Genomic DNA, 3,627 nt, shown 5'->3' on the forward strand with positions numbered 1-3,627 from the left:
TGAACTTCACCCGGCGGGGGATGGTCCGTTCAGCTGGTGGTCGTATCGTGGGCGCGCGTCGGCACGGGGATTCCGGGGTCCAGCCGGAGCAGTGGTATCGGTGAGAGTGCGTTCACGTCCGACCAGCCTACGCGCAGGCGCGAGCCGGGTGTCGCTTAGTGTTGAGTCGTGTCCGACCAGCCCCGAAACAGCGAAACCGAGTCCCGTGTCCGGCCGGAGCCGGCCGCGTATCGCGAGCGCCTCTGGGTGCCGCTGTGGTGGTGGCCGGTGGGTTTCGCGCTCGCCGGCCTGCTCGCCGCGGAAATCCATATGGGAGCCCCCGGGCTGCGGGCCTGGCTGCCGTATGTGCTGCTGTTCCCGGTGCCGGTATGGGTGTTGTTCTGGATGAGCCGCCACCGCGTGGAGGTCGCGCCGGATTCCTCCGGCACCCCCGAACTACGGGTCGACCGGGCCCATCTGCCGGCGTCGTTCGTAGCCCGGGCGACGGTTGTCGGCCGGGGCGCGAAGAGCGCGGCGCTGGGCCGCCAGCTCGATCCCGCGGCCTACGTCCAGCATCGCCCCTGGATCGGCACCATGGTGCTGCTGGTGCTCGACGATCCCGATGACCCGACGCCGTACTGGCTCGTCAGTACGCGCCGGCCCGGGGAGGTCTTGGCCGCGCTCGGGATCCCGAGCGCGGAATGACCTCACGCGCCGCTCAGGCGGCGCAATCCATGCAGATCATCCGGCCGCCGGACTCGGTGGCCAGACGGCTGCGGTGATGTACGAGGAAGCAGCTCGAACAGGTGAACTCGTCGGCCTGTTTCGGGATCACCCGAACGCTGAGCACTTCCTCGGACAGGTCCGCGCCGGGGAGCTCGAACGACTCCGCGGTATCGGATTCGTCGACATCCACGACGGCGGACTGGGCTTCGTTGCGACGCGCCTTCAGCTCCTCCAGCGAATCCTCCGACACATCGTCGGACTCCGTGCGCCTCGGTGCGTCATAGTCGGTTGCCATGTCGTCTTCCCCTCGTCCTTACTCCGTATATCCGGATCGGCGCACGCCGTCTGGTTCGACCGCGGCCGCCGCCCCGCCGGTGGTGCACTTCACACCCGCACCGGTCCTCTATCAGCGCGAATCCTGTGGACTCACCGCCGTTAGCGTCCGGACAACGCATGAGTTGCCCTGCTTGTTCCCGCGACCGAACGCCGATTTACTCATGGATGTTTCGGTCTGGGCGGGCAGACAATAGCGGACGGTGCGGAAAATGTCGCAATCGAAACCCGGCCGTGTCGAAACCGCCCGCAAATCGATACGTGTCGCCCCGCCTGCCGCAACCACCCGGACAACGCGGCCGGAGCCGACCGGGTAATGCGCGCGCCACCGGCTCGGGTACGTACAGTGTCGACGTGGTTTCTCTGATCACCGAAGGCAGCCGGACGGACGACAAGGGCCGTCCCTTTCCGCGCCGGAGGATGCGCCCCTGGCTGATCTTGGTCGTTGTGCTCGCCGTGCTCTGCGGTGGCCTCTGGATCAAGGCGCTGACCACCAACGACGACGATTACACGCCCATGGCCTGCAATTCGCCGAGCCCGGCCACCGACCCGAAGGCCGGTCCGCAGCCGCTGCCGGGCCAGCGGGTCGGGACGAGCCGGTTCGAGGATGTGGACCCGGCCGCGATGGCCGATACCGAGGTCCGGGTGCTCAACGCCAACGGCCAGCGCGGGCAGGCCGCGCATGTGGCCGCGCAGCTCGGCGATCTCGGTTTCGGCAGCGTGCCCGGTGAACCGTTCGGTAACGATCCGATATACGCCAACGGCGACCTGGAATGCACCGGGCAGATCCGGTTCGGTGAGAACGGCAGGTCGGTGGCCGCCGCGGTACAGCTGGCCATGCCGTGCGCGGAGCTCATCGAGGACAAACGCGCGGACGAGACCGTCGATCTGGTGCTCGGCGCGCTGTTCGGCGGGGACCTGCAGCCCAACAACGACGGCGAGGAAGTGCTGCGGTCGCTGCGCAACCCGGTGAGCGGGGAGAACCCCGATATCGATATCGATATGCTCGAGGCCGCTCGCGTCGCCCGCTGCTGACCCGCGCGAGCGGCTCCGCACCGGAACCCGGGTTCAGGGCTCCGGAATGGGCTCCGACACCCCGAGGCGGTCCAGCAGGGCGAACATCTCCGTCCCGATTCCCGGGGCCGCCGCCACCACCAGCGAGCCGGTGGCGCCGGTCTCCGAGATCGGGGGCAGCCGCAGCATCGCTCCCGCCTCCGCCGCGATCAGCGCCCCGGCCGCCCAGTCCCACGGATTGAGCCCGTGCTCGTAATGCGCGTCGACCCGGCCTTCGGCGACCATGCACAGGTCCAGCGCCGCCGCGCCGACGCGGCGGATATCGCGGATATGCGGCAGCAGATCGGCCACACATGCCGCCTGCCGGGTGCGGCGGCCGACACCGTAGGCGAAACCGGTCGCGACCAGCGCCAGGCCCACCTCGCGCACCGGATTGCACCGCAGCGCCACATCGCGGCCCGCCCGGTCGATCCGGGCGGCACCGAGCCCGGCGCCGGCCGCGTACAGAGCCGAGGCGGCCACATCGGCCACCGCGCCCGCCACCGGCCGACCGCCGCGCACGGCGGCCACCGAGACCGCGTAGGCCGGGATCCCGTAGAGGAAGTTCACCGTGCCGTCGATGGGATCGACCACCCACACCACGTCGTCGTCACCGGCCGCGTCGAGATCGCCGCCGCCCTCCTCCCCGAGGATGTGGTCGCCGGGACGCAGGCGCGCCAGTTCGTCGCGGATCATCTGCTCGGTCTCGGTGTCCACGACGGTGACGGGGTCGGTCCGGGTGCTCTTGGTGCGAACGGCGGAATCGGCGGCGCCGTCCGGGCCGAAGACCTCCGGACGCCTGGCCCGCACATGCGCCGCGGCGGTACCGGCCAGATGGGTCGAGATCCGGCGCAGCAGGGCGGCGTCGGCGGGAGCGGGGTCAGAGGCAGCGGTGAGGGACCACGTCGATTCCGGCACATCTCCCATCGCAGCACAGATCCTGCGATCGGGGTGGCCGGGCCCGCACATTACGCTTGTCGTGCACACCACACCGGCGGGCGGGCCCGAGCGGATTCCGTACGAAACCGGGTGGGCGGCAACAACGTCGTTTCGGCACCTCTCGCGCGGCCCGGCCGCCGCGGCCGGCCGGATCGGCGCACGACGACATCAGGCCAGCACAGGGAACGAGGGAACCCGCATGTCCGGTGGACGGCACGCGTTCGGTATCGATATCGGCGGTAGCGGCGTCAAGGGCGCCGCGGTCGATCTGGACACCGGAGAGCTCGTCTACGAGCGCATCAAGATCGCCACCCCGCAGCCGTCCACACCGGACGCGGTCGCCGCCGCGACCGCGCGGCTGGTGGCGGAGGCCGGATGGGACGGGCCGGTCGGGGTCACCCTGCCGTGCGTGGTTCTCGACGGGGTCGCCCATACCGCGGCCAACGTCGACAAATCCTGGATCGGCACCGACGCCCGGTCGCTGTTCGCCGCCGCCCTCGGGGGCCGGGAGGTCACCGTGCTCAACGACGCCGACGCGGCCGGCCTGGCCGAGGACCGGTACGGGGCCGCGGCCCATATCCACGGGCTGGTGCTGCT

5 protein-coding genes are annotated in these 3,627 nt (G+C 70.4%); 3 read left to right on the forward strand and 2 right to left on the reverse strand.

Annotated elements, in window-relative coordinates; all coding sequences use genetic code 11:
* Nucleotides 1–168: 168 nt before the first annotated feature.
* The gene (locus ACWDU1_RS30680) at nucleotides 169–684 is read left to right on the forward strand and encodes a DUF3093 domain-containing protein (protein ID WP_450003825.1); all 516 of its coding nucleotides are present in this window, start codon (nucleotides 169–171) and stop codon (nucleotides 682–684) included.
* A gap of 13 nt (nucleotides 685–697) precedes the next feature.
* Here the strand turns inward: ACWDU1_RS30680 and ACWDU1_RS30685 are convergent, their stop codons facing one another.
* Nucleotides 698–1,000, reverse strand: coding sequence for a DUF4193 domain-containing protein (locus ACWDU1_RS30685; protein ID WP_450003827.1), 303 nt, complete (start codon nucleotides 998–1,000; stop codon nucleotides 698–700).
* Nucleotides 1,001–1,392: 392 nt separating this feature from the next.
* Between ACWDU1_RS30685 and cei the strand changes: the two genes are divergently transcribed.
* The gene (gene cei / locus ACWDU1_RS30690) at nucleotides 1,393–2,073 is read left to right on the forward strand and encodes an envelope integrity protein Cei (RefSeq protein WP_450003829.1); all 681 of its coding nucleotides are present in this window, start codon (nucleotides 1,393–1,395) and stop codon (nucleotides 2,071–2,073) included.
* A gap of 33 nt (nucleotides 2,074–2,106) precedes the next feature.
* Here cei and ACWDU1_RS30695 read toward each other — a convergent pair whose 3' ends face one another.
* A complete protein-coding gene (locus ACWDU1_RS30695) occupies nucleotides 2,107–3,018 on the reverse strand; it encodes an inositol monophosphatase family protein (RefSeq protein WP_450003831.1) in 912 nt (303 codons plus the stop codon).
* A 211-nt stretch (nucleotides 3,019–3,229) separates the two neighbouring features.
* Between ACWDU1_RS30695 and ACWDU1_RS30700 the strand changes: the two genes are divergently transcribed.
* Nucleotides 3,230–3,627: ROK family protein (locus ACWDU1_RS30700; RefSeq protein ID WP_450003832.1), on the forward strand; the 398-nt coding region annotated here is incomplete at its 3' end.

This window comes from Nocardia sp. NPDC003345 (assembly GCF_053589395.1).